The following is a 25201-nucleotide window of genomic DNA, read 5'->3' as shown; positions in this document are numbered from 1 at the left end:
CCACGCACAGTGGCTAATAGTGATAAAGAAATCAGCTAACTTAAACCGACCACAAGCCTGAGCAGTAGCAACCCGGCATTGCGCCCGACTACTAAGCCCAAAAAACCCGCGCACCCCGCCACAGACCCAGGCTCACCCGCTCCGGCAAGACCCCAAAAACCCGTCCACCGGCGCGAGCAAACAACCCCAACCCCGAGCGAAAACCACCCCCAAACCCGAGCGCCAGCGGTAAACTCCGCCCATCTCAAATTGTCCACGCGCCGTCCAATCCAACGGCGCCCACCGTGTCCAGCGTGCAAAAGATCTTGATTGTCAGGGTGTCGTCACTAGGCGACGTCGTCCATAACATGCCGGCCATCGCCGATATCCGCCGCCTCCACCCCGATGCCCAGATCGACTGGCTAGTCGAAGAGAGCTTCACGGATCTCGTCGAACTCGTCGACGGCGTGCGCCGCGCGATCCCGTTTTCGCTCCGGCGCTGGCGCAAACGCCTCTTTTCCCTCGATAACTGGCGCGAAATCCAACGCTTCCGCCGCGCACTCGCAGCCGAAAAATACGACCTCGTTATCGATTGCCAAGGCCTCATCAAAACCGCATGGGTCGCAAGCTGGGCGCGCGGCAAGCTCGTCGGGTTGGGCAATCGCACCGACGGCGCCGGTTACGAATGGCCCGTGCGCTTCTTCTACAACAAACGCGTGCCCATCGAGCCGCGCACGCACGTCGTCGAGCGCACCCGGCAACTGGTGGCAGCCGCGCTCGGCGATGCGCGCCCCGAAGCAACGGACACAATCGAATTCGGCATCGATACCCGCCGCGCCGCGCTGGCCTTATCGCAGGCGGATTTGAACCTGCCCGTGCCCTACGTCGTGTTTGTCCACGCCACGTCGCGCGCCGATAAACAATGGCCCGATACGGCGTGGATCGAACTCGGCCAGACGCTGATCCGGCACGGGGTATCGATCGTGCTGCCGTGGGGCAGCGAAGCCGAGCGCGAAACCAGCGACAAACTGGCGAAAGAGTTCGGCGCGGCAGCGGTGGTGCCGCCCAAGCTCTCGCTGCCGGCAGTGGCCGGCCTGATCGACGGCGCAGCAGCGACGGTGGGCGTCGACACGGGACTCGTGCACATCGCGGCGGCGCTGAAGCGGCCGACCGTCGAGTTGTACAATTTCTCGACCGCCTGGCGCACCGGCGGTTACTGGTCGCCGCACGTGGTGAATCTCGGCAGCGCCAGCCAGCATCCGACGTTGCAGCAAGTCAAGGCGACGCTCGCAGGGTTTGGACTGCTTTGATCCACGAACACGAGTGGCAGAGGGTGACCTAGCGGCCGCGCATGCATGAGAAACCGCTCGATTAACCGATGCGCGTTCTCGCAGCCCGGCGATTTGGACCCGGTTGAGACCCGATTTGAGGCGCATCAACAGCCCGCCTCTCACGCAGCGGATTTTGCAGTCGGTTTGAGCGAAAATGCAGCTCGCCTGGTCGGTGCAACGATGCTCGATGCGTGAATCGAATCGAGTCGCCGCTGACCGAAGCCGAAGCTAATTGAGCCCGCTCATCCAAACAATCGAAGGCACATGACCGAATCTCAAATTATCGAAGTCGCCTCCGCCGACTGGCAGGGCCAGCAGCTCTCCGTGCCGCGCGAGGCGTTGCTGGCCGGCGTCGAGCGCGGCAAGGTCCTGTATTTCCCGCATCTGGCGTTTGCTATCGAAGGCGGTGAACGGGCGCTGCTCGACCCGAAGGTCGCCGATCCCGAGCGCAAGAACATCAGTCTCGCGCCCAATGGCGGCGCGCTCGTAGGCGTGCTTGGCGACGCCGTCACGCAATCCGCCGTGCGGGCGTTGATCGCGCGATATCAGGCCAACGCGCACTCGCTGGTCGACGGGCTCTTTCCCGAATATCGCGGCAAATTGAGGGTGGCGCCGACGAGCCTCCGGCTGCATCGCGTGGAAACGCGCGAGACGTCGTGGCGCAAGGACGACAGCCGTCTTCACATCGATGCGTTCCCGTCGCGGCCCAATTATGGCGAGCGCATCCTGCGCGTGTTCACCAATGTCAATCCCGATGGTGCGCCGCGTGTGTGGCGCGTCGGCGAGCCATTCGAGGACATGGCCAAGCGCTTTCTGCCCGCCATCAAAGCGCAGGTTCCCGGTTCGGCGTGGCTCATGAACCTGTTGCAGATCACCAAGACGCCGCGCAGCGAATACGACCACCTGATGCTTCATTTGCATGACGCCATGAAGGCGGATCTTGGCTATCAATCGAAGTCGCCGCAACAGGAAATGCCGTTCCCGCCCGGCTGCGTGTGGGTGTGTTTCTCCGATCAAACCTCGCACGCCGTGATGTCCGGGCAGTACATGCTGGAGCAAACCTTCTTCCTTCCCGTCAATGCCATGGCCCAGCCCGACTGCGCGCCGCTCGGAATCCTGCAGCGTTTGAAAGGCAGGGCGCTGGTTTGAGCGCCGCTTGGTTTTTCGGACGCTCCCGCGTACCGGGTTCCGTGGGTTCGGAGGCGCGTTCCCGCGTGTGCCGAGAACAATCGTTGCCGTCGATCATTTGCCGCGAGGACGGCCGATGCTGAGGCTCGTGTATCGCGCGTTATGGTGGCTCGTCGCGCCGCTCGCCGTGCTGCGCCTCTTGATCCGCTCGCGGCGGGAAAGAGGCTATCGCGAACATATCGGTGAACGGTTTGGCTTTGGTCCCGCGCGCCGAGCCGATGACCTCGCGCCGCTGATCTGGGTCCACGCGGTGTCCGTTGGCGAGACGCGCGCGGCGCAGCCGCTGATCGAAGCGTTGCAGCAGGCGCATCCCGATGCCCGCATCCTGCTCACGCATATGACGCCGAGCGGACGTGCGACCGGCGTGCAGCTCTACGGCGAGCGTGTTTCGCGCAGCTATCTTCCCTACGATTCCCCCTCGCTCGTGCGGCGGTTCCTGCGCGCGTGGCGGCCGTCGCTGGGCATCGTGATGGAGACGGAAGTGTGGCCGACGCTCATTGACGAATGCAAGCGGGCCGATATCCCGCTCGTGCTGACCAATGCGCGGATGTCGGCGCGCTCATTCAAGCGCGCGGCGAAATTCGGCAACGCGACGCGCGAAGTGTTCGGCGGATTTACGCGCGTGCTGGCGCAGACCCAGTCCGACGCGGAGCGCCTGAGCGCGCTCGGTGCACGCAATATCGCGGTGCTCGGCAACCTGAAGTTCGATATGACCGCGCCGCCCGAACTTTATGCGCGCGGCCACGCGTGGCGCGCGGCGATCGGGCAGCGCCCGGTGTGGGTGGCGGCGAGCACGCGCGAGGGTGAGGAAGCGCTCGTGCTGCAGGCGTTCACGACCTTGCGGACCCGCGTGCCCGATGCGTTGCTGATCCTCGTGCCGCGCCATCCGCAGCGGTTCGACGAAGTGGCGGTGTTGATCGATTCAGCGGCGTTGTCCTATGTGCGGCGTTCGGCCTGGGCGGGACGGGTGGCGGCGGCGGGATCGGGAATCGATGCCGCACCGGTTCTGCCTTCGGACGTCAACGTGCTGCTCGGCGATTCGATGGGCGAGATGAGCGCGTATTACGCGGCGTCGGATCTGGCGTTTATCGGCGGGAGTTTGCTGCCGCTGGGCGGGCAGAACCTGATCGAGGCGTGCGCTGCGGGCGTGCCGGTGCTGATCGGGCCGCACACGTTCAATTTCACGCAAGCGACGAATGATGCGATCGCGGAAGGCGCTGCGCTGCGGGTAAGCGATCCGGCGGCGTTGGCGCGTGGCCTGCGCGAGCTTTTCACCGATAAACCCCGCCGGCTGGCCATGAGCGCGGCGGCTTCGGCGTTTGCGGCGAAGCACCGCGGAGCGACGGCAAGGACGGTGGCGGTGCTGGGGGCGTTGTTGCGCAATCAGGCAGAGGAACAGTGAAACGGACGTTCGCGCCGTCGGCGGCGAGAACCATTCTGTCAGCGCCTAACCGCGTTTCTCCAAGATCCGCATCACGCACGCGGCAAACCGTTCATTGCTCGCTTCCAGGCCATACTCCCGCGCTCGCGCCAGCGCCTCACGCGTAAAACCATCACGCAGGGCGTGATCCGACAACAGCCGCGACAGCGCCGCCGCCATGGCGTCCACATCGCCGACTGGAACCAGCAGCCCGAACCGGCCATCGTCGAGAATTTCTCGCGGCCCCGTCGGGCAATCAGTCGAAATCACCGGCTTGCCGAGCGCGAGCGCCTCGAGCAACACCATCGGCATGCCTTCGTAACGCGAACTGAGCACCAGCGCGCTCGCCCGTGCCACGACCGCGTGCGGATTGTTCCGATACCCCGTGAAATGCACCCGGTCGCCAATCCCCAGCTCCACCGCCAACGCTTCCAGTTCGCCGCGAAACCCGCCATCGCCGACTATTACCAGATCTTCCTGCAGCGCGCCGCCAGCAAACGTTTGAGCAAGCTGCGCGTAAGCGCGCAGCAAGGTCCGGTGATCCTTCTGGATTTCATCGAGCCGCGCCACCGAAACGATGTACGGCCCAAGGCACGGCGGCTTTTCCACATAGGCGGCGTTTTCGCGAATCCGATCGATATCGATCGCATTCGGCAGCACAAACACGTTGCGCAGATTGCCGTTGAACAGCGCGCTCGCTTCATCCGCCATGTGGCGGTTGAGCGCCGCGATGCCGTCGTAGCGCTCGTATTGCGTCAGCAGGCGCTTCATTTTCCGCGGCCTGCCTCCGAGCCGTGCATCGAAGCTGAAGTGGTTCACGCCGAGCCACGCCATGCCGAACTGACCGGCCAGACGGCGCAGCGACATGTCGAAGTCGACAATGATTTCGTGGCGTTGCGCGAGTTCAGCCACACGCGTCTTGACGTAGGGGCGCACGGCGAGCGTGTTGAAAATGTCGCGGCCGATCCGGCCGAGCTTGCTCAACTGATGCGCATAACGACGTGCCTGGAACACGTTGAGCCACGGTTTGTCGGTGAGAATTTCGACGCCGATATCCGCCGGAATCTGCACGCGAAAACGCTGCTCGAACGCCGGCGAGGAAAACATGACCGATAGTGTCACCGCAAAGCGCGCACGGTCGTAGATACGCAGCCACTGCATCAGCGACGATTCGATGCCGCCGTCGTTGAAATCCGCGACGTGAAACAACACGGAAACGCGCTTCGGCGAGGATTGCGCGACGGTTTCCGGCGACGCCGCAGGCGACGATTTCAACCGGACGGCGTTGTCGCGAGTAAGGAGCATGTCGGGGCTGTCGATCAGAGGTCTCCGAAAAACGGGCCTATGGCCGTAAAAAAGTGCAAGGCGACATGCTATCGCACTCGATAGGGTGAGAACAGGTGCTTTCAGGCACCCGCACCTGGATTCAGACCGCGAGCAGACCCTTCTTTTCAATGAAGCGAACCACGTGATCGAGCCCTTCAAGCGCCTTCAGGTTACACATGACAAATGGACGTTCTCCGCGCATCTTGCGGGCATCGGAGGCCATGATGTCGAGATTTGCGCCTACATACGGCGCGAGATCAATCTTGTTAATGATCAGCAAATCGGACTTGGTGATGCCCGGACCGCCCTTGCGCGGAATTTTTTCTCCGCCGGCGACATCGATCACGTAAATGGTCAGATCCGATAATTCCGGGCTGAAGGTGGCCGCGAGGTTATCCCCGCCCGATTCGATGAACACGATGTCCGCGTCCGGGAAACGTTCGATCATCTGGTCGACGGCTTCAAGGTTGATCGACGCGTCTTCGCGGATCGCCGTGTGCGGGCAGCCGCCCGTTTCCACGCCCATGATGCGCTCGGCCGGCAACGCGCCCGCGACCGTGAGCAGGCGCTGGTCTTCTTTCGTGTAGATGTCGTTGGTGATCGCGACGAGGTCGTATTTCTCGCGCATCGCCTTGCAGAGCATTTCGAGCAGCGTGGTCTTGCCCGAGCCGACCGGGCCGCCCACGCCCACACGCAAGGGCGGCAGTTTCTTGGAGCGGCGGGCAGCGGCGGAGTAGACGGGTGCGTTCATGGTTTTTTAAGAGCGGAATAAGCGCGAGTACTGCGACTCGTGGCGCGCGGAGAGAATGCCGAGTTGCGGCGCGAAGGTGTTGATCTCGTCGGGCGAGGTGGCGAGCGCGCGTTGCACGGCGATGTCGATAGGTTCGCGCAACGCGACGATGATCCGTTGGCCTGCGATCTGGCCCAAGGGTACCGCTTTCAGCGCTGCCGCGGCCTGGTTTTCTACCCAGGCGAAGGCGTAGGCGGCAAGGACGGCGTCGGGGGCTGCATTGTTGGCGCAGGCGGCGAAGGCGAATGCTGTCGGCTGCGAAATCGGTTTGATGGCGTTCAACGTCGCGAGGCGCGCGGCGTCGCCCCATTCGAGCTGTGTGCACAATTGCGCAAGCGACCAGCCCATTTGCTGTGTCTCGCGACGCAATTCCGCAGACTCGCGGCTGGCGAGGAATTCTTCATCGGCGGTGGCGAGTTCTGCTGCTTCGTGATTGCGCCAGCGGGTCATCTGGTGCGCGAGGAATGGGAGTTCGCCGCGTGCGAGCACATGGGTTAAACCGCTGGCGATCCAGTCGCGAGCGGTGTCACCGTCGTGGATGAAGCCGTGTTCTATCGCCGATTCGAGACCCTGCGAATAACTGAACGCGCCGATAGGCAATGCCGGCGACGCGAGATGAAGCAGGGCAGTGAGCTCAGCGGTGCGCATGACCGTGGTCGTGACCTTCGTGGCTGCACTGCGAGTGGTCGCCGTGATCGTGGCCCTTGCCGTGCGCATGCCCGTGATGTTCATCGAAGACCTTTTGCGCGAGCGCGTAGTCCTCTACAAACGTCTCGTCATGCCCATGCTTATGACCGCCGCCATATGCACCCGTCTCCGGCTGGAACGGCGCGCTCGCGTGCTCAACATGCGCGCCGAGACGTTTCAGCATGTCTTCCAGCACGGGATCGGCTTCCAGTTTCAACTGGCCCGCGCTCACTTCCACCGGCGTGTGCCGATTGCCCAGATGATAGGCGGCGCGCGTGAGCGTAATAGCATCGTGGGCATGCACGACCAGCACATCTTGTGCAGCCGCGATCACGCGCACGAGGCCGCCGTCATCGGCGACGAGCATATCGCCGTCGCGCAGCACCGTGCCGCGCGGCAGCACCAAGGCCACTTCTTCGCCGTTATCCAGCGTCGCGGCGAGACGGCTTTTGCAGCGGTCATCGAAGGAAAGGGTGAGCGTCGGCGCGCGCTTGATCAGCGGCGCGGCCAGTTTCGCTTCGATACGTTTGTCGATCGTGCGCATGAAAGTCTCAAAATAGGAAGTAGCGCTGCGCCATCGGCAAAACGGTTGCCGGCTCGCAGGTGAGCAACTGGCCGTCGGCTACCACCTGGTACGTTTCCGGATCGACGGTGATCGACGGCCTGTACGCATTGTGAATCATGTCGGCCTTCGAGATGTTCCGGCAGTTCTTCACCGCGACCACTTGCTTACGCAAACCATACCGTTCGCCGACACCGTCATCCATCGCCATCTGCGAAACAAACGTCAGGGAAGTCTTGCCCAGCGCACCGCCGCGCGTCGCAAACATCTCGCGATAATGCACCGGTTGCGGCGTCGGAATCGATGCGTTCGGGTCGCCCATCTGCGCCACCGCGATCATGCCGCCTTTCAGGATCATTGCAGGCTTCACGCCAAAGAACGCCGGTTCCCAGAACACGAGATCGGCCCACTTGCCCGGCTCGATGGACCCCACTTCATGCGCGATGCCATGCGTAATGGCCGGGTTGATCGTGTACTTGGCGATGTAGCGTTTCGCGCGGAAGTTGTCGTTACGCGATGAGTCTTCCGGCAGCGCGCCGCGTTGCGTTTTCATCTTGTGCGCGGTTTGCCAGGTGCGCATGACGACCTCGCCGACGCGGCCCATCGCCTGCGAATCCGAGGACAGCATGGACAACGCGCCGAGGTCATGAAGAATGTCTTCGGCCGCAATCGTCTCGCGACGAATCCGCGATTCAGCGAACGCGATATCTTCCGCAATCGATGGATCGAGATGATGGCAGACCATCAGCATGTCGAGGTGTTCGTCGAGCGTGTTGATGGTGTACGGACGCGTCGGATTCGTCGATGAAGGCAGCACGTTCGACTCGCCGCAGACCTTGATGATGTCCGGCGCATGGCCGCCGCCCGCGCCTTCGGTGTGGTAGGTGTGGATCGTGCGGCCTTTGAACGCGGCCACCGTCGTTTCGACAAAACCCGCTTCGTTGAGCGTGTCCGTGTGGATGGCGACTTGGGTGTCGGTATCGTCGGCAACGGACAGGCAGTTATCGATAGCCGCCGGCGTCGTGCCCCAGTCTTCATGGAGCTTGAGCCCGATCGCACCGGCCTTGATCTGCTCGATCGCCGGCGCCGGCAAACTCACATTGCCCTTGCCGAGAAAGCCAAGGTTCACCGGCCAGCCATCGGCGGCTTGCAGCATGCGCTCGAGATGCCACGGTCCCGGCGTGCAGGTCGTGGCGTTCGTGCCGGTCGCGGGACCGGTGCCGCCGCCGAGCATCGTCGTGATGCCGGAGGCGAGCGCCTCATCAATTTGCTGCGGGCTGATGAAGTGAATATGCGAGTCGATACCGCCCGCCGTCACGATCATGCCTTCACCGGCAATCACTTCAGTCGCTGCGCCGATGGCAATCGTCACGCCCGGCTGAATATCCGGATTGCCCGCCTTGCCGATAGCAAACACCCGCCCGTTCTTGATGCCGATATCCGCCTTCACGATGCCCCAGTGATCGAGGATCAGCGCGTTCGTCACGACTGTATCCACCACGTCGGCGTGCACGCGCTGCGACTGGCCCATGCCGTCGCGAATCACCTTGCCGCCGCCGAATTTCACTTCTTCGCCGTAGGTCGTGAAGTCGCGTTCGACTTCGATCAGCAGGTCGGTATCGGCGAGACGCACGCGGTCGCCGGTGGTCGGGCCGAACATCTCCGCGTAGGCGCGGCGTCCGATGCGTAGCGTCATTTCGATGTTCCTGAAGAGAAGTTCAAAGCGGGCCCATCACGAGGCCATTGAAGCCGTACACCGTGCGGTCACCTGCGAGCGCAACGAGTTCGACTGTGCGTTCCTGACCGGGCTCGAAGCGCACGGCCGTACCCGACGCAATGTTCAGCCGAAAGCCTCTTGCCTTGTCGCGTTCGAAGGTAAGCGCCGTGTTGACTTCGTAGAAATGAAAATGCGAGCCGACCTGCACAGGCCGGTCGCCTGTATTCGATACCGTCACGGACACCGTCTCGCGGCCCGCGTTGAGTTCGTGCTCACCATCGTCGATGAGATATTCGCCGGGAATCATGCGCGGCTCCTTTTAGCGTGCTGCATGTTCAGGGAATCGGATGATGGACGGTCACGAGCTTGGTGCCGTCGGGGAAGGTGGCTTCTATCTGGATGTCAGGGATCATTTCCGGCACGCCGTCCATCACGTCGTCGCGCGTGAGGAGCGTGGTGCCGTAGTGCATCACGTCGGCAACGGTGCGGCCGTCGCGCGCCGCTTCCATCAGCGCCGCCGAGATGAACGCGATGGCTTCCGGATAATTCAGCTTCAGCCCGCGAGCGCGACGCCGTTCGGCGAGCAGCGCGGCGGTGAAGATCAGCAGCTTGTCTTTTTCGCGGTGGGTGAGCTTCATGGGTTCGGGGCGTGTGAGCGTGTCTTAGGTAAGCGTCAACTTAGGTAGGCGTCAATTTTGAAAGAATCCTGGCATTGCAACCCTGCGATTTCATTGGATGAACTTCTGCAACTCGACGGTCGTCGGCCGCTCGAAAATCTCTTCCGGCGTGCCGCTTTCCCACACGCGTCCCTGATGCATGAACACGACCTTGTTCGACACACGCCGCGCGAAGCGCATCTCGTGCGTGACCATGATGAGCGTCATGCCATCGGCGGCGAGGCTTTCCACTACGGCCAGCACTTCACCGACGAGCTCAGGATCGAGCGCGGAGGTGATTTCGTCGCAAAGCAGGACCGTGGGCTTCATTGCAAGCGCACGCGCGATGGCTACGCGCTGTTGCTGTCCGCCCGAGAGTTGCTCGGGATAGGCGTTGAATTTATCGGCGAGGCCGACGCGTTCCAGCACTTGTTCGGCCGTGGCGCGCGCCTTCGCCTTGTGGACTTTCTTGACCACCGTCTGCGCGAGCATGACGTTCTGTCCCGCGGTGAGATGCGGAAACAGGTTGTACTGCTGGAACACCATGCCAACTTTCAGGCGCAACGCGCGCAGATCGGCATGACGCGCATCCATGTGTTCGCCATCGATTTCAATGGACCCTTCATCGATACTTTCCAGTCCGTTCAACGTCCGCAGCAAGGTACTTTTACCCGAGCCGCTGCGTCCGATGATTGCCACTACCTGTCCCGATTCCACCGAAAAATCGATGCCCTTCAGGACCTGGTTCGCGCCGAACTGCTTCTTGAGGTTTTGCGTTTCAACGAGCGGCATTCCATTTCCTTTCGAGCGTGCGCGCGTAGCGGGTAAGCGGATAACAAATCACGAAGTAGATCACGGCGACCAAGCCATAGACCACGAACGGCCTGAAGGTCGCGTTCGAAATCATCGTGCCGGCTTTAGTAAGTTCGGTGAAGCCGATGATCGAGACCAGCGCCGTGTCCTTCACGGCTTGCACACCGAAACCGACCGTCGGCCCGATGGCGATGCGGGTGGCTTGCGGAAGAATCACGTGGCGCAATTGTTCGAAGTAATTCATCGCGAGACTCGACGATGCTTCCCATTGCCCCTTGGGAATCGCTTCCACGCAGCCGCGCCAGATTTCGGCGAGATACGCGCTGGTGAACAGCGTGAGGCCGACGGTTGCTGCTATCCATGGCTGGACTTCCACGCCAAGCAGCGGCAAACCGAAGAATACGAGGAACAGTTGCATCAAAAGCGGCGTGCCCTGGAAGATCTCGATGTAGAGCTTCACGAGCGTTCGCAGCACCCGCGAACTCGACACGCGCATGACAAGCAGCACGAAGCCCACGATCCCGCCCGCCACGAACGAAACGATCGACAGCACGATCGTCCAGCGCGCCGCAAGCAGCAGGTTGGTGAGGATCTGCTCGAAGGTGAATTCGATCATCGGGCACCTCGCAGATTGCGTGCGAACAGGCGTTTGCCCACTTCGTTGAGCAGGAAGCGCAGGACGATCGCCATCACGAGATACGCCGCGGTGATCAGGAAATACGTTTCGAACGCACGGAAGTTACGCGATTGAATGTAGCTTGCGGCGTAGGTCAGGTCGGCGACGGATATCTGCGATACCACCGCCGAGCCGAGCATCGTGATCACGATCTGGCTGGCGAGAGCAGGAAATACTTTTGCGATGGCTTGCGGCAAGACCACGTGCCGGAACGTCTCGCCACGTGTCATGGCAAGCGACGCCGCCGCTTCAAGATGTCCCTTCGGCACCGCCGCGATACCCGAGCGGATGATCTCCACCGAATACGCGCCGAGATTGAGCGTCATCGCGAGCACGGCGGCGACGTATTCATCGATACGAATACCGAGCGCCGGCAGCCCGAAGAACACGAAGAACAGTTGCACGATGAACGGCGTATTGCGGATCGCTTCCACATAGCCGCCGACGAACGAACGCACCGCCGCAAACTTGCTGCCTTTGCCCGCCGCGCCGAGGATGCCGACCGCGAGGCCGAGCACGGTTGAGACGGCGGTCAGCCCGAGCGTGATCGCCGCGCCGCTCGCGAACATGCCGGCGTACTGCCCGAGATCGCCGAACTGGAGTTGATAAGCCATTAAAGCGGCGCCTTGTTATTTAAGCTTGACGGTGTTGATTCACGAGTCGATTTGTCGATTTACAAACCAGCCGGCAGCGGCGCCTTGAACCATTTTTCCGACATGGCTTCGAGCGAGCCGTCCTTCTTTGCCTGAGCGATGGTGGCATCGACTTTGGCCAGCAAGCGCGGTTCGTTCTTGTTCATGCCGACGAAACACGGCGAGTTCTTGATCACGAATTTCGGCTCAGGACGGCGCGGCGGATTCTTCGCGAGGATCGCTGCTGCGACGATATTGCCGGCCGCGATCAGTTGCACCTGACCGGAGAGAAACGCCTGGATGGTCGCGTTGTTGTCTTCGAAACGCTTGATGGTCGCGTCCGGCGCCATTTGCGTGAGCGCGATTTCTTCGAGTGCGCCGCGCGTCGCGCCGACCGTCTTGCCGGCGAGATCGGCGGGACCGGCGACCTTGACATCGGCGGGACCGAACACACCCTGGAAGTACGGCGCGTAGGGCGCTGAAAAGTCCATGACCTTCTCGCGATCCGGCGTCTTGCCCAGCGATGAAATCACCAGATCCACTTTGTTCGTCGTCAGATACGGCACGCGATTCGCGCTGTTCACCGGCACGAGTTCGAGCTTTACGCCCAGCGACTTGGCGAGCAGCGCGGCCATGTCGATGTCATAACCCTGCGGCTTCATATCGCCGCCGACCGCGCCGAACGGCGGGTAATCCTCGGGCACGGCGACTTTCAAAACGCCGGCTTTGGTGACGTTATCGAGCGCGTCGGCGTGGGCGGTGAGCGGAGTTAAAGCGAGAGCCGGAATGGCGAGGAGGGCGGCAACGAGGGTACGAACAGCAGTGCGGCGAAGCGTGTTGGTCATTTGATTCTCTTTCCTTAAGTCGCGATGTGGCGCGGTGCGTGTCATGGTTGACGCACTCGTCGGAAAGGTGATTAAGCGAGAGTCGTGCCATTGCCTCTGTGCCTTGCTGGGCGGGCTCAAACGAGAGGCATGCAGCAGCTATGCACAAATAATGGGCTTAATTGTGCGCTTTTGTGGTGCGATTTTTAAGAGGAATTACCCGCTTAGGTGGTCCAAAGCCTCAGCGGTCGGGCATCGACGCCATGAATCAACGGGCGCAGCGTGGTCCAGCATTCGATCATCGCGCGTTGGAGTGGCTCCATCGAATGGCTTGCGGCGCGCACGATCAACACGCCCGGTGCGACGCATGAGGCGGCGGCGCGCAGCGTGGAATCGAAGGGGAGGCGGGTTGTCAGAGACTCCGCCAATGCGTCGTCGCAGGCCGCACCGATTGCCCACAACGTGCCGTAGGCCGTGAACCCGCCAAGACCTTGCGGCGCCACGCGCAATGGGTCGTCGGCGCTCAGCCGCGTACGTTCGAACCAGCGCAAACGACCCTTGCTGTCCGTGATCCGTGCCGTGGAAACCAGCCGTCCGTCCGACCATCGTTCGCCCGCTGCCTGACGGCCCAACTGCATCGCGTCCCAGCCGATAGCCGTCGCCGTTTCATCCATCGTCAGCGTGAAATCCAGCGCCACGTTCGACGATTCGAACACAATGTTGTTCTGCGGCAGCCAGTCGAGTTTTGCATGTGCGCCGACGCGGATATCGATGCGTTGCGTCGCGAGCTTGCCGTTCGCCTTGTACCACTTGGTTGCGCCGGGCGTCGTGATGACCGCATGCGTTTCGGGAGCCAGATCGATATCGATTGCAAGCCGATCACCGCCCGCCACACCGCCCGGCGGATGCACGATCACCGCGTGGCAGATGCTTTCGCCTTCGGGGTACAAAGGCCGTTGCATGCGCAAGGGTCCAACGTGCTTGCGATGCGTGAGCGCCGTGCGCCCCGGAAGCTGATGTGTGAAGCCGAGTTCGAGCTTGCCGTGCCACTCGCTGGAGTCCGAGTCGGTTAATGGCAAGAGTGTGGCTATAGGTTCGTGATGCATGAGGTGTTAACGATCGGAACGAGCCGCCATGGTACGGCGAGCATCAGACGGCGATCAACTCCCGCACGCCCTGCGCTTCCATATCCGCGCCCGCACCACCCGCCACGATTTCACCGCGGCTCATGACCCAATACCGGTCTGCCAACTCGCGTGCGAAGTCGTAATACTGTTCGACGAGCAAGACCGTCATGCCCATTTCATCGACGAGTTGGCGCAGCGTCCGCCCGATATCCTGGATGATGGACGGCTGAATGCCCTCGGTGGGTTCATCGAGAATGAGCAGTTGCGGTTCGCTCATCAACGCCCGGCCGATCGCAAGCTGCTGTTGCTGACCGCCCGACAGATCGCCGCCGCGCCGGCCTTTCATCTCCTTGAGCACGGGAAAAAGTTCGTAGATCCGGTCCGGTACTTTCGATGGCGCTTTACGGCTCGCTGCGCCCACCAGCAAGTTTTCTTCGACGGTGAGGCGGCCGAAGATATCGCGGCCTTGCGGTACATAAGCAAGACCGCTCGATACGCGTTTGTAGGTTGGCATCGATGAAATCTTCGCGCCGCGCCATGAGATCGTGCCGCTTTTAGTGGGCACGACGCCCATTAAACAGCGCAGCAGCGTAGTCTTGCCGACGCCGTTACGGCCGAGCAGGACCGTCAGCTTTCCATCGGGCACGGTCATTTTGACATCGCGCAGGATGTGGCTGCCGCCGTAGAACTGGTTAAGCGAATCGACTTCGAGCATTTCTGGAATTCCTTTATCGGCCAAGGTACGACTCGATCACCTTCTCGTTGCGCTTCACTTCGTCGAGCGTGCCGTGCGCGAGCACGCTGCCTTCGGCCATTACCGTTACGCGTCCGGTGTCGCCCGAAAGCGCCGCGACGAATTCCATGTCGTGTTCGACGACCATCATCGAACACGTGCCGCGCAGCTTGTTCAGCAACTCCGCCAACTGCATGGTTTCGTGGTCCGTCATGCCAGCGGCGGGTTCATCGAGTAAAAGGAGCGCCGGCTGCTGCATCAGCAACATGCCGATCTCCAGCCGCTGCTTCTGACCGTGCGACAACTCGCCGGCGAAACGCGTGGCATCGGCTTCGAGATGGATCAGCTCGAGCGTCTCTTCGATGCGCGCCTGCGCCTCGCGATCCAGCTTCGATCTGAGCGAGGCGAGCCAGCCCTTGTTCGTTTTCATCGCGAGTTCGAGGTTTTCCCACACCGGATGATTCTCGAACACGGTCGGCTTCTGGAACTTGCGCCCAATGCCCGTGCGCGCGATTACCGGCTCCGACATACGTGTGAGATCAAAGGTCTGGCCGAGAAAAACCTTGCCCGAATCCGGACGCGTCTTGCCGGTGATGACGTCCATCATCGTGGTCTTGCCCGCGCCGTTCGGACCGATCACGCAGCGCAGTTCGCCGACATCGATAGACAGCGTCAGCTTGTTCAGCGCGCGGAAACCATCGAAGCTCACGGTCACGTCTTCGAGATACAGGATCGTGCCGTGGGAGACATCGATAGCGCCGGGGTCCAGCACGTGGCCGAGGCCCGTGATGCCGTTTTGATTGCGCTCGTTGAGTTCCGGCAGCGGCGGCAGGTCTACGATCAATGCGTTGTATGCGTTAGCTAATGGGATCGATAAAGTGGTCAATGTGAATGTCCTCCCGCTTTCTTCTTGCGCAGCGCGATATCGATGAGACCCATGATTCCGCTCGGCAGCAACAAGGGCACGAGCGTGAAGATCAGGCCCAGAAAGAACAGCCAGTATTCAGGGAAGTTCGCCGTGAAGAAGCTCTTCGCGCCGTTCACCGCGAACGCGCCGATAATCGGCCCGATAAGCGTCCCTCGACCACCGACGGCGACCCAGATCGCCATTTCGATCGAGTTGCCCGGCGACATTTCATTCGGGTTGATGATGCCGACCTGCGGCACGTATAACGCGCCGGCGATGCCGCACAACACGGCAGAAACAGTCCAGATGAACAGCTTGTATGAGAGAGGGCTATAGCCCAGGAACATCAGCCGCGCTTCACCGTCTCGCACACCGGTCACGACTCGCCCGAGCTTCGACGTGACAATCGCCCGTGCCGCGATAAACGCAAGGATCAGCACGCCGAGGGTCATGAGGAACAACACGGTGCGCGTACTCGCCGACGTGATCGGGAAGCCCGCGATGCGCTTGAAGTCTGTAAAGCCGTTGTTCCCGCCGAAGCCCGTTTCGTTGCGATAGAACAGCAGCATCGCGGCGAAGGTCATGGCTTGCGTGATGATCGACAGATACACGCCTTTCACACGCGAGCGGAAGGTGAAGAAGCCGAAGACCCAGGCCAGAATTCCCGGCACCAGGATCACCAGCAGCAGCGCGTACCAGAGATGTTCAGTGCCTTGCCAATACCACGGCAGCTTGTGCCAGTCGAGGAAGACCATGAAGTCGGGGAGGTCGCTTTGATAGTTGCCTTCACGACCGATGGAGCGCATCAGGTACATGCCCATCGCATATCCGCCGAGGGCAAAAAACAGCGCGTGGCCGAGACTCAAAATACCGCAATAGCCCCAGACGAGATCGAGCGCCAACGCGCCGATGGCATAGCACATCAGCTTGCCGACGAGCGTCATCGAATAGGCGGAGAGGTGGAACGTGCTCGACTCCGGCAGCACGAGCGCGGCGATCGGCACACAGATGCCCATCGCGATGATGAACGCGATCAGCGCAATCCAGCCGCTGCGGGGAAGCAGCGCCGCGCGCGGCGGCAGGCCCAACGCAAAACCTTCGCGCTTGGCTTGCTCGTCGGGCTGTGGCGAGACGTCGAGATTCGCGGAGACGTTGGGTGTATTCATCTCAAACCTCCGCGCTGCGGCCCTTCAGGGCGAACATGCCCTGAGGACGTTTCTGGATGAACAACACGATCAGCACGAGCACTGCGATCTTCGCGAGCACCGCGCCCCAGAAGGGCTCGATCGTCTTGCTCACCAACCCCAATCCGAAGCCGCCGATAACCGTCCCCGCCAGTTGCCCGACGCCGCCGAGCACGACCGTCATGAATGAATCGATGATGTAGCTCTGCCCCAGATCCGGCCCGATATTGCCGATCTGCGACAGCGCGCAGCCGCCGAGTCCGGCGATACCCGCGCCGAACGCAAACGCATACGAATCCACACGTGCGGTCTTCACACCGACGCACGCCGCCATGCGGCGGTTCTGGGTCACGGCGCGCACGAACAGGCCGAGGCGTGTCTTGGTCAACACGACCCACGCAAGCAACACGACGACCAGCGAGAAGCCAAGAATGGTCAGCCGGTTGTACGGCAGGATCAGGTTTTGCATGACGGACACGCCGCCGCTCATCCACGATGGATTCGTCACCTGCACGTTCTGCGCGCCGAAGATGGTTCGCGTCGCTTGAATCAGGATCAGGCTGATGCCGAATGTGGTCAGCAACGTTTCAAGCGGGCGGCCGTAGAGATGTTTCAACACCAGCCGTTCCAGCACGATGCCCACCACAGCCGCCGCCGCGAACGACACCGGCACGGCGAACAGCGGATACCAGTTGAACGCGCCGGGCGCGTAGTGCTGGACGAGGTTCTGCACTACATACGTGGCGTACGCGCCGATCATCAGGAATTCGCCATGCGCCATGTTGATCACGCCGATCAAACCGTACGTGATCGCAAGACCGAGCGCCGCGAGCAACAGCACGCTGCCAAGCGACAAGCCCGCGAAGATCGTGCCGACGATTTGCCCGCGTCGCTGAATGGAATCCAGCTCTTCAATACCTGCTTGTGCTGCCGCACGAACACGCGCATCGGGTTCGGCGAAGGTGCCGTCGGCGTTTTTCACGACGATCGGCCGCAAGAGTTCGTTCATATCCAGGTCGTGACGCGCGGCGACCAGTTGCACGGCTTCAAGGCGCTTGTTGGCATCGGTATCGTGCAGGGCGGTTGTCGCCCAGAGCGTATCGAGGCGCTTCTTGAGCGTCGGGTCGGTCTCCTTCGCGCGGGCTTTATCGACCAGAGGTTTGATCGACGGGTCGGCGTTCTTCAGCAATTCATCGATGGCCGCGCGGCGCTTTTCAATATCCGGCGACGCCAGTTGCAACCCCGACACCGCGCCCGATACCTTCGAGCGCAGCAGATTGTTTAATGTGACCGGCTGCGCATCGGGCGCCTCCACGGTCTTGTTGGTCAGCGGGTCCTTGTTGCCATCGTCGGTCTGGATCAGGACCTTGCCGGCATCGGTCGCGACGAGCGAACCGTCGGCGAGCGCGTTCAGCACGGCGATCGAGGGCGCATCGGCGTTGGCGATCAGCTTGTCGATGGCAGCGGATTTGGTGTCGAAGTCGTCGGCGGCGAGGGGGGCGAGATCGTCGGCCGAAAGGGCGGCGAGCGCGGCGAGCGGCATGCAGGCAATCAGGATTGCGCAGAGGCCACGGCGAGCGAAGCGAAGAATCGAATCAGTCATGAATGGCCTGTCAGGTAGAGCGGAGTACGGCGCGGCGCGGTGTGTTGCATGTTGCGTGCCGCCCGGACTCGTACGGACCGCCGCTCTTGTTTTTGTGCTTCGAGCGCGGCGGTCCGATGTTTCAACGTTCGTACTTGTTGAGGCTTAATACCGAGACTTAAGCAACGCGACGGCGGCGCAGGAAATCCGGAATCGAACTGACCACGTCCGGCTTGCCCTCGTTTCCCGGAATGTACGGGCTCCACGGTTGCGCGCGGATGGCGGTCTTGGTGCGCCACACGACGTTGAACTGGCCGTCCGCACGCACTTCACCGATCATCACCGGCTTGTGCAGATGGTGATTGCCGTCCATCTCAAGCGTGAAGCCCGAGGGTGCCGCGAACTTCTGGCCGATCATTGCCACGCGCACTTTATCGACATCGATGCTTTTCGCTTTTTCAGCCGCCTGCTTCCACATATGGATGCCGACGAAAGTCGCTTCCATCGGATCGTTCGTCACGCGCTTGTCGCCGCCGGGCAGGTTGTTCTTCTTCACCCAGTCGGCGAACATCGCCTTGAACTTCGTGTTCTCCGGGTTCTTGAGCGACTCGAAGTAGTTCCACGCGGCCAGATTGCCGACCAGCGGCTTTGTATCGATACCGCGCAGTTCCTCTTCGCCCACCGAGAACGCGACGACCGGCACATCGGTGGCCTTCAGGCCTTGATTGCCGAGTTCTTTATAGAACGGCACGTTCGAGTCGCCGTTCACCGTCGAGATCACGCAGGTCTTGCCGCCTTGCGAGAACGTCTTGATGTTCGCCACGATCGTCTGATAGTCCGCGTGGCCGAACGGCGTGTAGACCTCTTGAATGTCGTCGTCCTTCACGCCCTTGGAATGCAGGAACGACCGCAGAATCTTGTTCGTCGTGCGCGGATAAACGTAGTCCGTGCCGAGCAGGAAGTAGCGCTTCGCGCCGCCGCCTTCCTTGCTCATCAGGTATTCGGTGGCCGGAATGGCTTGCTGGTTCGGCGCTGCGCCCGTGTAGAACACGTTCTTCGACATCTCCTCGCCTTCGTACTGCACCGGGTAGAAGAGCAGGCCGTTGAGTTCCTCGAACACCGGCAGCACCGATTTACGCGAAACCGAGGTCCAGCAGCCGAACGTCACCGCCACTTTGTCTTGCGAGATCAGTTGACGGGCTTTTTCGGCGAACAGCGGCCAGTTCGATGCGGGGTCGACGACCACCGGTTCGAGCTTGCGGCCGAGCACACCGCCGCTCGCATTGATCTGGGCGATGGTCATCAGCGCAGTGTCTTTCAGCGATGTTTCCGAAATCGCCATCGTGCCGGAGAGCGAATGGAGAATGCCGACCTTGATCGGCCCGGTATCGGCGGCTTGTGCCTTCGATAGGGGCAATTGGCCCGCAATCGCGAGCGCGCCCGACATGGAGCCGAACTTCAGGAGACTGCGTCGTTTCATTGTGTTTCCCCTTGCCGATTGTTTGTTTTAAAGCGGTGTCTGGTGGATTTTTATCGAGCTGACGGAGAGGTCAGCCAGAAACACACTGCAAGGGGTATGCCAATGAGTTGATTGTGCTGACGGTTAGCGGGTTTGACGCAGGGAAAAGGCGACAGGCGGAATGTAGGGGCTAGCGGCGATGCACTTACTTGGTGCGAAGACGCGTGGAGCGCCTTTTGGCGGTGCGTCAGGCGTGGGGGTGGAGCGTGGGTAGTGGTTGCGACCGTACTGTGTGTCGCTTCTAGCGAATTTCGCCGTTAAATCCGGATTAACGGTATCTGCGCGAGTGCCTTGATTCGTTAATGCGTTTACTTGGAGATTTAAAGCCCGGCATAAACGCTGTCGACCAGATAACAGCCAGGCGTTGAGTAATTAGTAATTAATTGTTCGGTGGCGTGGGGCGCACCGAACGTGAGTGCGTTCGGTGTTCAACCATCTGCAAGCGTGCTTAGCTATTGACCATCCGCTTCGGCACGCTCAACGCCAGCAACCCGCCCAGCACCATGAACGCGGCGAGCATATACATGCCGCTCGCATTCGATGCCGTCACTTGCTTGAGCCATCCGACCAGATACGGACTCAAAAACCCCGCCAGATTTCCCAGCGAGTTGATCATCGCGATCCCAGCAGCGGCGCCTGTTCCGGCGAGAAACGCCGTCGGCAAACTCCAGAATAGCGGTAGCGTCGTGAGGATGCCCATCGTCGCCAAGGTGAGCCCGAGCATCGCCAAAGGCGTATTCGTCGACCACACCACCGACAACACGAGCCCCAACGCTCCCACCGCCGCCGGCACAGCGATATGCCACCGCCGTTCGCCTCTTTTATCGGCACTGCGCGCAACCAGCAACATGCCAATCACCGCTGCTCCAAACGGAATCGCGGACAGCAAACCGATGTTCAGCGCGTCCGTTACCCCTGTCGCCTTGATGATCGTCGGCAGCCAGAAGCTCACACCATAAAGTCCCATCACGAAGGAGAAATACGTCAGGCTCATCAACCAGACCCGGCCGTTCTTCAGTACCTGAAGCACCGGCATATCCACCTTTTCGACATTGTCCTTCGCGATATTGCGCTCCAGCAGCTCCCGCTCTTCGGCCGTGAGCCACTTCGCTTTCGCAATGCGATCGTCCATCACCAGGAACACGACAATCCCTACGACTATCGATGGAATGCCCTCAAGCAAGAACAGCCATTGCCACGAGTGCCAGCCGTTCACGCCATCGAAGTTCTTCATGATCCAGCCCGATACCGGTCCGCCGATCAACCCAGACAAAGCAATCGCGGTCATGAACAACGTCGTCATGCGGCCGCGCCGTTCCGCCGGAAACCAATACGTGAGATACAAAATGATGCCGGGGAAAAATCCCGCTTCCGCCACCCCGAGCATGAAGCGCATCACATAGAACATCGTCGGCGTGGTGATGAACATCGTGAGCGCCGAGATGATGCCCCACGTGATCATGATCCGCGCGATCCACACGCGCGCGCCCACCTTATGCAAGATGACGTTGCTGGGAATCTCGAAGATGAAATAGCCGAAGAAAAAAATACCCGCGCCGAAGCCGTAGACCGCATCACTCAAGCCCAGATCGGCCGACATCTGCAGCTTCGCGAAGCCCACGTTCACGCGATCCAGATACGCCACCACATAGCAGATCAGAAGCAACGGCGAGAGCCGCCATGCGACCTTCTTATACGTCGCCGTTTCGAACTCCGAGGGCGGTGCGCCCGCGCCCGGTCGATGCAGTTCACCCGTAGTACTGGCCATTGTTGTCTCCTGAATTTTTTTAATCGATGGAAAAACGTGCTGTCGATTTTAGTCGCTGACCATGAGGCTCAAGCGTCTGTTTCCCATGGGGAAAACACCGATGATTGGCATCCCGTGGCAAGCATCGGATGCTTTCCCACACCCTTGAAAACGCGAGCTTCCAAGGGCCGGTCAGCGCGATACGAAAGCCATCAAACGCAGCGTCCGCCATCCACTTCCAACGCTACGCCTGTGATGAACTCGGCTTCATCGGAGGCGAGATAGAGCGCTGCGTTCGCGATGTCCTGCGGCGTCGAAAGCCGTCCAAGCGGAATGGTCGCCAGGAATTTCTGCCGGTTCGCGGGCGTGTCTTCCATGCCCATGAACTCGGACAGCAAACCCGTTTCACCCATCACCGGATTGATGCAATTGACGCGAATCCGGTCCGGCCCAAGCTCGACGGCCAGCGCCTTGCTCGCGATAATCACCGCCGCCTTGCTGCCGTTGTACCAGATCAAACCAGGCCGCGGCCGCACCCCTGCCGTCGATGCAATATTGATGAATGAACCCCCGCCGACCTTGCGAAAGTAGGGGACGAATTGCGACACGCTGAAATAGAGGCTCTTCACATTGACCGCATAAACGCGATCGAATTCCGCTTCGCTAACTTCCATCACCGGCTTGTTCCGATGCGTCGTGCCCGCGTTATTCACCACGACCTGCACACTGCCGAAGTCTTCGATGGTGGCATCGAAAAGCGTTTGCCAGTCGGCTTGCTTCGTCACATCGCCGGGTACCGCGATCGCCTTGCCGCCGTTCACGGCAATCTCGCTTGCCACGCGCTCGGCCGCCGCGCCATTGAGATCGTTCACCACGACGTTCGCGCCTTCGCGCGCAAATGTCTTCGCGATTCCTTCGCCGAATCCCGATCCGCCGCCGGTCACAATCGCGGTCTTGCCTTGCAGTCTCATGTCGTCTCCCTGTTTAGCCATGCTTGATGGCGATGGTCTTGAGCACCGTGAACCCGTACAGCGCTTCGAAGCCTTTTTCGCGGCCGTGGCCCGAGTGTTTGACGCCGCCGAACGGCAGTTCGACGCCGCCGCCCGCGCCATAGTTGTTGATGAACACCTGACCCGAGCGCACCTTGCGGGCAACGCGCATCATGCGGCTGCCGTCGCGTGTCCAGATGCCGGCGACAAGACCAAAGTCCGTACCGTTGGCGAGCTTGAGCGCTTCGGCTTCGTCATCGAAGGGCATGGCGGCAAGGACCGGACCGAACACCTCTTCTTGCGCCAGACGGTGTGACGGTGGCACATCGCGCAAGAGCGTCGGCGCCTGATAGAAGCCCGCTTCCGGCGCTTCCGCAACGACTTCGCCGTGTGCCGCCATCGCGATGCCGTCGTGTTGGGCATCGGAGAGAAAATCCCATACGCGTTGCTGCTGCTTCGCGCTGATGAGCGGGCCGCAGTCCAGATCGAGCTTGCTCGGGCCGACCTTCAACGCGCTGAACGCCTGCGATAACCGCTCGAGCAAGGGCTCATAAGCCGGTCGCTCGATCAGCACGCGGCTGCCCGCCGAGCACGTTTGCCCGGCGTTCTGCACGATCGCCGAGACGAGCACGGGCAGGGCGGCATCGAAGTCGGCATCGGCGAAAACGATCTGCGGCGATTTGCCGCCGAGCTCCAGCGTGACGGGGACGTGGTTATCGGCGGCCATCTTGACCACCGCTGAACCCGTTGCCGGCGATCCGGTGAACGAGATGTGATCGATGCCCGGATGCCGCGCGAGCGCAGCGCCTGCTTCGTAGCCATAGCCTGTGACGATATTGAGCGCACCTTCGGGTAAGCCCGCTTCGGCGGCGAGTTCGGCAACGCGCAATATCGATAAACACGCGTCCTCCGCCGGCTTGACCACGCACGCGTTGCCGGCCGCGAGCGCCGCGCCGACGCTGCGGCCGAAGATTTGCAGCGGGTAGTTCCACGGCACGATATGCCCGGTCACGCCGTGCGGTTCGCGGATGGTCAGCACGGTGTAGCCGGTTTGATAAGGCAGCGTCTCGCCGTGGAGTTTGTCGGCCGCGCCCGCGTAGAACTCGAAATAGCGGGCAATGCCGGCTGCATCGGTGTGGGCTTGCTTGAGGGGTTTGCCGGTATCGCGTGCTTCGAGGTGCGCTAGCTCGTCCTGATGGGCAGCGATGATCATCGATAACCTGAACAGCACGCGTCCGCGGTCCGCCGCGCTTGCGTGGCCCCACGGGCCCTCGTACGCGTGCCGCGCTGCCTGGACGGCGCGATCGATATCGGCTGCGTTGCCACGTGCGAGTTGCGCGAACACCTGGCCGTCGGAGGGATCAAGAACGGGAATTGTCTCGTGGCTTGCTGCGGCCACCCATTGGTTGCCGATGAAATGCTTTGCCTCTTCCATGCCTGACTCCTGTCTGCGTGGCTGTTTTTGGGGTGCCGCACACCGGTGAAATCTAACCAGCGGTGCTCCGTCTGCTTCCTCAGGCGCGACGCTTCGAGCTTATTTTGCGCTGTTTTCCTGTGCATCCGCTGACGCCGGAGCGTACCCTGCGATTGGCTATAATGACGTAAATACGCTGTCACATGGGCGCATGCGCCGCCACGAAGCAGCGTTGCACCCAGAACATTCACGCTTGACGTGTATTGTCGCGATGCAGCAAAACGCGACATCAGCGCGTACCGAATTCGTTTATCTCCGACACCGAATTTCCACTTCGAAGAGAGTGCATATGAGCTTTAACAACGTACCCGCAGGCAAGGATCTTCCGCAGGATTTCAACGTGATCATCGAGATCCCGGCGCAAAGTGATCCGGTGAAATACGAAGCGGACAAGGACATGGGCTTGCTCGTGGTCGACCGTTTTATCGGCACCGGCATGCGTTACCCGGCGAACTACGGTTTCATTCCGCAGACGCTTTCCGGCGATGGCGACCCGGTCGACGTGCTGGTGATCACGCCGTTCCCGCTGCTGGCCGGCTCGGTGGTTCGGGCACGCGCATTGGGCATGTTGCAGATGACGGATGAATCGGGTGTCGACGCAAAGCTGGTGGCGGTCGCTCACGACAAGATCTGCCCGATGACGGCGCACATGAAGACCGTGGACGACGTGCCGGAATACCTGAAGGACCAGATCAAGCATTTCTTCGAGCACTACAAGGCGCTCGAGAAAGGCAAATGGGTGAAGGTCGAAGGCTGGCAGGGCGTGGAAGCCGCCCACAAGGAAATCACGGAAGGCGTGGCTAACTTCAAGAAGTAAGCTTGTTCAAGAAGTAAGCTTGGCGCAGACCGTAAAAAAGAAAGCCGCCGGGTCTTGTCTTAAGGCAAGACCCGGGCGGCTTTTTTTTATAGCTGCGCCTATGTCTCGGTTTCAGGAGTGTCTTCGACTTCAACTTCGGCCGGCATCACGGCATCCAGCGTCAATTCCCCCGCAACCAGTGCCCATTTGCGCGCCGCTGAAAGTCGCTTGACCCAATACTCGGCCCGGGAAGCTTCAGCGCGTCCATCCAATAAAAACGAAGCCCGCACGCAAACCGGCTTATGCGACCGCGTATACCGCGCGCCCGTGCCGCTGACGTGCTTGGCGAACCGAGCATCGACATCGGTGGCAATCCCGGTATAGAGACTGCCGTCGGCGCATTCGATGAGGTACAGGAACCAGGGCATGGAAGAAGCCAAAAAATAACGAAAGCCGCAATGCCGCGCATTATCCCTCAAGCCTTGGCAACGAACCCCGCTCCGACAAAAACCCGCGACTTCGGCGAGAATAACTGTTCCGCG

The 25201-nt window shown here is 61.1% G+C and carries 25 protein-coding genes; 4 read left to right on the top strand and 21 right to left on the bottom strand.

The annotated features are described in order from the left end of the window. The first annotated feature begins 284 nt into the window (after positions 1-284). The 3 genes from waaC to waaA all read left to right on the top strand — a co-directional run bounded on the left by waaC (position 285) and on the right by waaA (position 3900). Positions 285-1289: a lipopolysaccharide heptosyltransferase I gene (waaC, locus tag M0D69_RS28885; RefSeq protein WP_367619771.1), complete on the top strand. Its 1005-nt coding sequence runs from the start codon at positions 285-287 to the stop codon at positions 1287-1289. A gap of 285 nt (positions 1290-1574) precedes the next feature. Continuing rightward, complete coding sequence (locus tag M0D69_RS28880; protein WP_301785271.1) at positions 1575-2459, top strand: Kdo hydroxylase family protein; 885 nt, start codon at positions 1575-1577, stop codon at positions 2457-2459. Between the two features lie 115 nt (positions 2460-2574). Beyond that, positions 2575-3900, top strand: a complete 1326-nt coding sequence (waaA, locus tag M0D69_RS28875) for a lipid IV(A) 3-deoxy-D-manno-octulosonic acid transferase (protein ID WP_301785270.1) — start codon at positions 2575-2577, stop codon at positions 3898-3900. Positions 3901-3945: 45 nt separating this feature from the next. Here waaA and M0D69_RS28870 read toward each other — a convergent pair whose 3' ends face one another. The 20 genes from M0D69_RS28870 to M0D69_RS28775 all read right to left on the bottom strand — a co-directional run bounded on the left by M0D69_RS28870 (position 3946) and on the right by M0D69_RS28775 (position 23824). Further along, positions 3946-5130 (bottom strand): glycosyltransferase, encoded by a 1185-nt coding sequence (locus M0D69_RS28870; protein ID WP_301785276.1) that lies wholly within the window; start codon positions 5128-5130, stop codon positions 3946-3948. 214 nt (positions 5131-5344) lie between these two features. Next, the gene (ureG, locus tag M0D69_RS28865) at positions 5345-5995 is read right to left on the bottom strand and encodes an urease accessory protein UreG (RefSeq protein ID WP_301785269.1); all 651 of its coding nucleotides are present in this window, start codon (positions 5993-5995) and stop codon (positions 5345-5347) included. A gap of 6 nt (positions 5996-6001) precedes the next feature. Next, the gene (locus M0D69_RS28860; RefSeq protein ID WP_301785268.1) at positions 6002-6682 is read right to left on the bottom strand and encodes an urease accessory protein UreF; all 681 of its coding nucleotides are present in this window, start codon (positions 6680-6682) and stop codon (positions 6002-6004) included. Further along, positions 6669-7265, bottom strand: a complete 597-nt coding sequence (gene ureE, locus M0D69_RS28855; RefSeq protein ID WP_301785267.1) for an urease accessory protein UreE — start codon at positions 7263-7265, stop codon at positions 6669-6671. Before ureE ends, M0D69_RS28860 begins: the two co-directional genes overlap by 14 nt. 7 nt (positions 7266-7272) lie before the next feature. After that, positions 7273-8979: an urease subunit alpha gene (gene ureC / locus M0D69_RS28850; protein WP_301785266.1), complete on the bottom strand. Its 1707-nt coding sequence runs from the start codon at positions 8977-8979 to the stop codon at positions 7273-7275. 22 nt (positions 8980-9001) lie between these two features. Then, positions 9002-9307, bottom strand: a complete 306-nt coding sequence (locus M0D69_RS28845) for an urease subunit beta (protein WP_047844902.1) — start codon at positions 9305-9307, stop codon at positions 9002-9004. Positions 9308-9335: 28 nt separating this feature from the next. After that, positions 9336-9638 (bottom strand): urease subunit gamma, encoded by a 303-nt coding sequence (locus M0D69_RS28840; RefSeq protein WP_031362362.1) that lies wholly within the window; start codon positions 9636-9638, stop codon positions 9336-9338. A 90-nt stretch (positions 9639-9728) separates the two neighbouring features. Beyond that, the gene (locus M0D69_RS28835) at positions 9729-10448 is read right to left on the bottom strand and encodes an amino acid ABC transporter ATP-binding protein (RefSeq protein ID WP_301785265.1); all 720 of its coding nucleotides are present in this window, start codon (positions 10446-10448) and stop codon (positions 9729-9731) included. Further along, on the bottom strand, positions 10435-11085 hold the full coding sequence (locus M0D69_RS28830) for an amino acid ABC transporter permease (protein ID WP_301785264.1): 651 nt from the start codon (positions 11083-11085) through the stop codon (positions 10435-10437). Before M0D69_RS28830 ends, M0D69_RS28835 begins: the two co-directional genes overlap by 14 nt. Then, positions 11082-11759 carry an amino acid ABC transporter permease gene (locus tag M0D69_RS28825; protein ID WP_301785263.1) on the bottom strand — a complete coding sequence of 226 codons (678 nt, stop codon included), beginning with the start codon at positions 11757-11759 and terminating at the stop codon, positions 11082-11084. The genes M0D69_RS28830 and M0D69_RS28825 overlap by 4 nt, the downstream gene beginning before the upstream one ends. A 59-nt stretch (positions 11760-11818) precedes the next feature. Then, a complete protein-coding gene (locus tag M0D69_RS28820; RefSeq protein WP_301785262.1) occupies positions 11819-12622 on the bottom strand; it encodes a transporter substrate-binding domain-containing protein in 804 nt (267 codons plus the stop codon). A 203-nt stretch (positions 12623-12825) separates the two neighbouring features. After that, complete coding sequence (locus M0D69_RS28815) at positions 12826-13707, bottom strand: urease accessory protein UreD (RefSeq protein ID WP_301785261.1); 882 nt, start codon at positions 13705-13707, stop codon at positions 12826-12828. Between the two features lie 43 nt (positions 13708-13750). Beyond that, positions 13751-14443 (bottom strand): urea ABC transporter ATP-binding subunit UrtE, encoded by a 693-nt coding sequence (urtE, locus tag M0D69_RS28810; protein ID WP_301785260.1) that lies wholly within the window; start codon positions 14441-14443, stop codon positions 13751-13753. 13 nt (positions 14444-14456) lie between these two features. Next, a complete protein-coding gene (gene urtD, locus M0D69_RS28805) occupies positions 14457-15284 on the bottom strand; it encodes an urea ABC transporter ATP-binding protein UrtD (RefSeq protein ID WP_301785275.1) in 828 nt (275 codons plus the stop codon). Positions 15285-15343: 59 nt separating this feature from the next. Then, positions 15344-16534 (bottom strand): urea ABC transporter permease subunit UrtC, encoded by a 1191-nt coding sequence (gene urtC, locus M0D69_RS28800; protein WP_301785259.1) that lies wholly within the window; start codon positions 16532-16534, stop codon positions 15344-15346. A 1-nt stretch (position 16535) separates the two neighbouring features. Next, positions 16536-18155: an urea ABC transporter permease subunit UrtB gene (urtB, locus tag M0D69_RS28795; RefSeq protein ID WP_301785258.1), complete on the bottom strand. Its 1620-nt coding sequence runs from the start codon at positions 18153-18155 to the stop codon at positions 16536-16538. Positions 18156-18312: 157 nt separating this feature from the next. Next, positions 18313-19614: an urea ABC transporter substrate-binding protein gene (urtA, locus tag M0D69_RS28790; RefSeq protein WP_301785257.1), complete on the bottom strand. Its 1302-nt coding sequence runs from the start codon at positions 19612-19614 to the stop codon at positions 18313-18315. 487 nt (positions 19615-20101) lie between these two features. Next, complete coding sequence (locus M0D69_RS28785) at positions 20102-21421, bottom strand: MFS transporter (protein WP_301785256.1); 1320 nt, start codon at positions 21419-21421, stop codon at positions 20102-20104. Between the two features lie 191 nt (positions 21422-21612). Then, positions 21613-22371: an SDR family oxidoreductase gene (locus M0D69_RS28780; protein WP_301785255.1), complete on the bottom strand. Its 759-nt coding sequence runs from the start codon at positions 22369-22371 to the stop codon at positions 21613-21615. Between the two features lie 13 nt (positions 22372-22384). Beyond that, positions 22385-23824: an aldehyde dehydrogenase family protein gene (locus M0D69_RS28775; protein WP_301785254.1), complete on the bottom strand. Its 1440-nt coding sequence runs from the start codon at positions 23822-23824 to the stop codon at positions 22385-22387. A gap of 328 nt (positions 23825-24152) precedes the next feature. Here M0D69_RS28775 and ppa point away from each other — a divergent pair, with 328 nt between their 5' ends. Then, positions 24153-24680: an inorganic diphosphatase gene (gene ppa, locus M0D69_RS28770; RefSeq protein ID WP_047844889.1), complete on the top strand. Its 528-nt coding sequence runs from the start codon at positions 24153-24155 to the stop codon at positions 24678-24680. A 98-nt stretch (positions 24681-24778) separates the two neighbouring features. Here ppa and M0D69_RS28765 read toward each other — a convergent pair whose 3' ends face one another. Next, positions 24779-25087 carry a GIY-YIG nuclease family protein gene (locus tag M0D69_RS28765; protein WP_301785253.1) on the bottom strand — a complete coding sequence of 103 codons (309 nt, stop codon included), beginning with the start codon at positions 25085-25087 and terminating at the stop codon, positions 24779-24781. Positions 25088-25201 lie beyond the last annotated feature (114 nt).

It is taken from the genome of Caballeronia sp. SEWSISQ10-4 2 (genome assembly GCF_030464885.1).
Classification (GTDB): domain Bacteria; phylum Pseudomonadota; class Gammaproteobacteria; order Burkholderiales; family Burkholderiaceae; genus Caballeronia.
The sequence above is the reverse complement of the archived record's forward strand: the minus strand, read 5'-3'. Positions and strand labels throughout refer to the sequence as shown.

What these genes read in the sequence shown, in the direction of transcription:
- M0D69_RS28765 (WP_301785253.1), bottom strand. Translation starts at nt 25,087, where the DNA reads ATGCCCTGGTTCCTGTACCTCATCGAATGCGCCGACGGCAGTCTCTAT.
- M0D69_RS28880 (WP_301785271.1), top strand. Translation starts at nt 1,575, where the DNA reads ATGACCGAATCTCAAATTATCGAAGTCGCCTCCGCCGACTGGCAGGGC.
- M0D69_RS28835 (WP_301785265.1), bottom strand. Translation starts at nt 10,448, where the DNA reads ATGCCGCTCGTTGAAACGCAAAACCTCAAGAAGCAGTTCGGCGCGAAC.
- M0D69_RS28820 (WP_301785262.1), bottom strand. Translation starts at nt 12,622, where the DNA reads ATGACCAACACGCTTCGCCGCACTGCTGTTCGTACCCTCGTTGCCGCC.
- M0D69_RS28860 (WP_301785268.1), bottom strand. Translation starts at nt 6,682, where the DNA reads ATGCGCACCGCTGAGCTCACTGCCCTGCTTCATCTCGCGTCGCCGGCA.
- urtB (WP_301785258.1), bottom strand. Translation starts at nt 18,155, where the DNA reads ATGACTGATTCGATTCTTCGCTTCGCTCGCCGTGGCCTCTGCGCAATC.
- M0D69_RS28845 (WP_047844902.1), bottom strand. Translation starts at nt 9,307, where the DNA reads ATGATTCCCGGCGAATATCTCATCGACGATGGTGAGCACGAACTCAAC.
- ureG (WP_301785269.1), bottom strand. Translation starts at nt 5,995, where the DNA reads ATGAACGCACCCGTCTACTCCGCCGCTGCCCGCCGCTCCAAGAAACTG.
- M0D69_RS28785 (WP_301785256.1), bottom strand. Translation starts at nt 21,421, where the DNA reads ATGGCCAGTACTACGGGTGAACTGCATCGACCGGGCGCGGGCGCACCG.
- ppa (WP_047844889.1), top strand. Translation starts at nt 24,153, where the DNA reads ATGAGCTTTAACAACGTACCCGCAGGCAAGGATCTTCCGCAGGATTTC.
- urtC (WP_301785259.1), bottom strand. Translation starts at nt 16,534, where the DNA reads ATGAATACACCCAACGTCTCCGCGAATCTCGACGTCTCGCCACAGCCC.
- M0D69_RS28775 (WP_301785254.1), bottom strand. Translation starts at nt 23,824, where the DNA reads ATGGAAGAGGCAAAGCATTTCATCGGCAACCAATGGGTGGCCGCAGCA.
- M0D69_RS28830 (WP_301785264.1), bottom strand. Translation starts at nt 11,085, where the DNA reads ATGATCGAATTCACCTTCGAGCAGATCCTCACCAACCTGCTGCTTGCG.
- ureC (WP_301785266.1), bottom strand. Translation starts at nt 8,979, where the DNA reads ATGACGCTACGCATCGGACGCCGCGCCTACGCGGAGATGTTCGGCCCG.
- M0D69_RS28780 (WP_301785255.1), bottom strand. Translation starts at nt 22,371, where the DNA reads ATGAGACTGCAAGGCAAGACCGCGATTGTGACCGGCGGCGGATCGGGA.
- M0D69_RS28815 (WP_301785261.1), bottom strand. Translation starts at nt 13,707, where the DNA reads ATGCATCACGAACCTATAGCCACACTCTTGCCATTAACCGACTCGGAC.
- M0D69_RS28840 (WP_031362362.1), bottom strand. Translation starts at nt 9,638, where the DNA reads ATGAAGCTCACCCACCGCGAAAAAGACAAGCTGCTGATCTTCACCGCC.
- urtE (WP_301785260.1), bottom strand. Translation starts at nt 14,443, where the DNA reads ATGCTCGAAGTCGATTCGCTTAACCAGTTCTACGGCGGCAGCCACATC.
- ureE (WP_301785267.1), bottom strand. Translation starts at nt 7,265, where the DNA reads ATGCGCACGATCGACAAACGTATCGAAGCGAAACTGGCCGCGCCGCTG.
- urtA (WP_301785257.1), bottom strand. Translation starts at nt 19,614, where the DNA reads ATGAAACGACGCAGTCTCCTGAAGTTCGGCTCCATGTCGGGCGCGCTC.
- waaA (WP_301785270.1), top strand. Translation starts at nt 2,575, where the DNA reads ATGCTGAGGCTCGTGTATCGCGCGTTATGGTGGCTCGTCGCGCCGCTC.
- M0D69_RS28825 (WP_301785263.1), bottom strand. Translation starts at nt 11,759, where the DNA reads ATGGCTTATCAACTCCAGTTCGGCGATCTCGGGCAGTACGCCGGCATG.